Raw genomic sequence first — 4,269 nt, 5'->3', positions numbered from 1 at the left:
CACGGCGCGGTTGCGTCCGCTCAAGGGCAGGGCCCGTCCGCTCGCGGAGAAGAGCCTGGGCCACCCCGATCCCGGAGCGGTCTCCTTCGGGCTGATCACGGCGAGGATCTCACAACATATCGACGCGCAGCTGGCGTCCCCGGCAGGAAACGGAGTTCAAGCATGAGCACATCAGAGCTGGCGGATCATCGTCGGCAATGACGAAGCGGGCGTCGAATACAAGCAGGCACTCATGGCGCTGCTTGAGACCGATCCCCGGGTGGCGTCCGTCACCGACGTGGGCGTAGGCGCCAACGACTCCACGGCCTACCCGCACGTTGCCGTGGATGCAGCGCGCAAAGTTGCCGAGGGCGAGGCAGATCGCGCCCTCCTGATCTGCGGCACGGGCCTGGGCGTGGCCATCGCGGCCAACAAGGTTCCCGGAATCCGGGCCGTCACCGCGCACGACAGCTACTCCGTGGAACGCTCGGTCCTCAGCAACAACGCCCAGATCCTGACCTTGGGACAGCGGGTGATTGGCTTGGAACTGGCCAAGAAACTGGTGGGCGAATGGCTGGGCCACCACTTCGACGAAACATCATCTTCCGCCGCCAAGGTGGACGCCATTTGCTCCTACGAGCCCGATTACACAAAGGCAGTGTGACATGACTGAATCAGCAAGCAGCGCCACAGGCGACGGAAGCGCGGCCCGGAAGATCGCCGTCGTCGGCTCCGGTTACATGGGCGGCGGGATCGCGCAGGTCCTGGCCCTCGGGGGAGCGCGCGTGGCGTTGGCGGATGTGTCCGCCGAAATCGCGCAGAAGAACTACGACCGCCTGCTCGTGGAGTCGGACGAATTCGTGGCCGCAGGTCTCTTTCCAGAAGGTTCCACGGCAGTCCTGAAGGCCAATCTGTGGGCCGCGAAGGACATCGAAGAGGCCGTGGCGGACGCCGACTTCATCGAAGAAGCCGTCCCTGAGGTCCTCGACATCAAGCACCAGACCCTGGCCCGCATCAGCGCGGCCGCCCGTCCCGACGCGCTGATCGGCTCCAACACCTCTACCATTTCCATCGCCGATCTCGCCGAGGCCGTTGTCGGCCCCGAGCGATTCCTGGGAGTGCACTTCTCCAACCCGTCACCGTTCATCCCGGGCGTCGAGGTCATTCCCCACGCAGGCACAACGCCGGAGACCGTGGCTGCATCCCGCGAACTGGTCCACGCGGCCGGCAAGCAAACCGCCGTCGTCAAGGACGTCACCGGTTTCGTGCTCAACCGGCTGCAATACGCGCTTTTCCACGAGGCCGCGCAACTGGTGGAGCAGGGGATCGCAACAGCCGACGACGTCGACACCCTGGTCCGTACGACGTTCGGCTTCCGCTTGCCGTTCTTTGGCCCATTCGCGATCGCGGACATGGCCGGACTGGACGTCTACAACTTCTGCTATAAATCCCTGCAGACCGGATTCCCGGAACGCTTCGCGACCCCGAAGATCCTGAGCGACCTCGTGGAGGCGGGGAAGCTGGGCACCAAGACCGGCGCGGGCTTCCTCAACGTCCCGGCGGAACGCACGCCCGAACTCATCGCTTACCGGAACAAGGCCTACGTGGCCATGCAGAAGCTCCTTGATGAGCTTGGCCCGGCACCGATCAACTAGCCCACATTCACAGGAGAATACCCATGAGCACCTTCCCCGCAGAACGCACCGCAATCGTCACCGGCGCTGTTTCCGAGCGCGGCATCGGCCGGGCCACCGTCAACTACCTCGCAGCACAGGGCTGGAACATCGGCATCATCGACCTCGACGACGCCCTCTGCAGGAGCACCGCCAAGGAAATCGCCGCCGAATATGGAGTCCAGGCCTACGGCGTCGGCGCCAACGTGGCTTCCGAAGCCGAGGTACGGTCGGCGATCGACACCCTCGAGGCCGAGTTGCCGCAGATCGTCGCACTGGCCAACGTCGCAGGCGTCAGCTCACCGGTTCCGTACCTGGAACTCGAGCCCGCTGAATGGGACCGCGTCCTGAACATCAACCTCAACGGCGTCCACTACGCCACCCGCCGCGTGGCCGAATCCATGGTCAGGAACCGGATCGGACGCATCGTGAACATCTCCTCGGTTTCCGCCCAGCGCGGCGGCGGGACGTTCTCCAAGACCCCGTATTCGGTGGCCAAGGCCGGCGTCATCGGTTTGACCCGCGCCACAGCGCGCGAACTGGGGGAATACGACATCACCGTCAACGCCATCTCTCCCGGCCCCATCGACACCGACATCATGGGCGGCACCCTCAGCGAGGAACGCAAGGACGAACTCACCAAGGACCTCGTGGTGAACCGCGTGGGCTCCACGCGGGACATCGCCGCCGCCATCGCCTTCCTCATCAGCGAAGACTCCGGCTACATCTCGGGCCAGACGCTGAATGTCGACGGCGGTTTGTACATGCATTAATGCGCGGCTCCACCACCGTTGTCCAAACCCTGACTACTCAACACTGATTTCTCAACACTGATTACTCAACGAGGAGTTTCGATGTCCGCTGTAACAACGTCCACGAAGGAGATGCTGGATTCGCCGGTCCTGAAATCGGCGATCCGCAAGGCTGCCTTCCGGCTCATGCCGATGCTGGTCATCCTCTATGTGGTTTCCTTCCTCGACCGCACAAATGTCGGTTTCGCCGAAGCTGCACTCGGCGCCGACAAAGGCGTTTCGGCCGGGGCGTTCGCGCTCGGTGCCGGTATTTTCTTCATCGGTTACGCGATCTTTGAAATCCCCAGCAACCTGCTGCTCAAGAAGGTCGGCGCGAAGGTCTGGCTCGCACGCATCGCGATCACGTGGGGCATCGTCTCGGCCTGCTTTGCGTTCGTACAGGGTGAGACGTCCTTCGTGATCCTGCGGTTCCTGCTCGGCGTGACGGAGGCGGGCCTGTTCCCCGGCGTCATCATGTACTTGGCCGAGTGGTTCCCGAACAAGGTGCGCGTGCAGATGTTCGCGATCTTCTACCTCGCCCAGCCGTTCTCCCAGATGATCGGCAACCCGCTCTCCGGCTGGCTCATCAACATCGGCGACCAGCTTCCGGGCGTCCGTGGCTGGCAGGTCATGTTCTTCACCGAGGGCATCCTGGCGGTACTCGCCGGCGTTGCGGCGTTCTTCTTCCTGATCAACGGGCCGGAGAAGGCCAAGTTCCTCAACGTCGACGAGAAGTTCGCGCTCAAGGAGATCATGACTCAGGAAGACACTGTCAAGGATGAAACCGGGCCGCGGGGCGTCTTCGCGGCGATGCGCAACGGCCGCGTCTGGTACTTCACCCTCATCTACTTCTGCCTGCAGATCGCCGTCTACGGCGTGACCTTCTTCCTCCCGCAGCAGGTGTCCTCGCTGACAGGCCAGAAGGTGGGCCTCGCCGTCGGGCTCCTGATCGCGGTGCCGTGGTTCTTTGGCATCTTCTCCTGCTACCTGATTGGCCGGGCCGCCAACACGGTGGCCAAGCGCCGCATGTTCGGCACCGTGCTGTTCGTCTCCACCGGTGTGTGCATCCTCGGTTCGGCATGGGCCGGCACCAACCACCAGCCGGTCCTCGGACTGATCTTCATCACCCTCGCCGTCTGCAGCTTCCTCGCCGTCGGGCCGGTGGTCTGGGCCTACCCCACGGCGTTCCTTGCGGGTTCGGCAGCCGCGGCGGGCATCGGCCTGATCAACTCGCTGGGCAACCTGGGCGGCTTCGTGGCCCCGATCCTTCGGACCGCGGTCAACAGCGCCACGGCGGACCCCACCGGATCCGCCGGGGTCTATGCGCTCGGTATCCTGCCCTTCCTGGCGGCTGCCATGATGTATGGCACGCGGGCATTCAGGAACAAGGCCGACGATCTCCTGGACAAGTAGCCCGTTGTACATCGGGGTCAGCACCAAGATGTACATGGGCTACCGGCACAGCATGTCGTGGCTGGAGCAACTCCGAAGCGAAGTGGACGCCCGTCCGGCCCTCGTCGCCGGGCGGGTGGTCCCGTTTGTGATCCCGTCGTTCCCCATGTTGCCTGAGGCGGCCCGGATTCTGGACGGCTCTCCTGTCCACCTGGGTGCGCAGAACTGCGGCTGGGCCGAGGGTCCATGGACGGGGGAAGTGTCACCGTCGTTGCTGGTGGAGCTCGGTGTGCGGCTCGTGGAGATCGGACACGCTGAACGACGCCGGCACTTCGTCGAGGACGACGCCGTGGTCGCATTGAAGGTCCGGGCCGCCGTGGAGGCAGGGTTGACCCCGCTGCTGTGTGTCGGCGAGGAGGCCGTCGCCGATCCGG

Annotated in this window: 6 protein-coding genes; all 6 read left to right on the top strand. The window is 64.3% G+C overall.

Annotation, left to right across the window (positions count from 1 at the left end; translation table 11 throughout):
• Positions 1–166, top strand: a 166-nt coding sequence (locus AHiyo1_RS07340) for a DAK2 domain-containing protein (protein WP_113990589.1), incomplete at its 5' end; no start/stop codon positions are given.
• A gap of 18 nt (positions 167–184) precedes the next feature.
• A complete protein-coding gene (locus AHiyo1_RS07335; RefSeq protein WP_059388116.1) occupies positions 185–643 on the top strand; it encodes a ribose-5-phosphate isomerase in 459 nt (152 codons plus the stop codon).
• Position 644: 1 nt separating this feature from the next.
• Positions 645–1,634, top strand: coding sequence for a 3-hydroxyacyl-CoA dehydrogenase family protein (locus tag AHiyo1_RS07330; RefSeq protein WP_059388115.1), 990 nt, complete (start codon positions 645–647; stop codon positions 1,632–1,634).
• A 23-nt stretch (positions 1,635–1,657) separates the two neighbouring features.
• A complete protein-coding gene (locus AHiyo1_RS07325; protein ID WP_059388114.1) occupies positions 1,658–2,425 on the top strand; it encodes an SDR family NAD(P)-dependent oxidoreductase in 768 nt (255 codons plus the stop codon).
• Positions 2,426–2,506: 81 nt separating this feature from the next.
• The gene (locus tag AHiyo1_RS07320; RefSeq protein ID WP_059388113.1) at positions 2,507–3,856 is read left to right on the top strand and encodes an MFS transporter; all 1,350 of its coding nucleotides are present in this window, start codon (positions 2,507–2,509) and stop codon (positions 3,854–3,856) included.
• On the top strand, positions 3,807–4,269 hold a 463-nt coding region (locus tag AHiyo1_RS07315; RefSeq protein ID WP_148667496.1), incomplete at its 3' end, for a triose-phosphate isomerase. The genes AHiyo1_RS07320 and AHiyo1_RS07315, both read left to right, overlap by 50 nt.

It is taken from the genome of Arthrobacter sp. Hiyo1 (assembly GCF_001263615.2).
GTDB lineage: Bacteria > Actinomycetota > Actinomycetes > Actinomycetales > Micrococcaceae > Arthrobacter.
Note: the sequence above shows the minus strand (reverse complement) of the source record. Positions and strands in the feature narration are given on the sequence as shown.

Excerpts from the sequence above, each read along its gene's own strand:
- AHiyo1_RS07330 (WP_059388115.1), top strand. The coding sequence starts at position 645 with ATGACTGAATCAGCAAGCAGCGCCACAGGCGACGGAAGCGCGGCCCGG.
- AHiyo1_RS07325 (WP_059388114.1), top strand. The coding sequence starts at position 1,658 with ATGAGCACCTTCCCCGCAGAACGCACCGCAATCGTCACCGGCGCTGTT.
- AHiyo1_RS07320 (WP_059388113.1), top strand. The coding sequence starts at position 2,507 with ATGTCCGCTGTAACAACGTCCACGAAGGAGATGCTGGATTCGCCGGTC.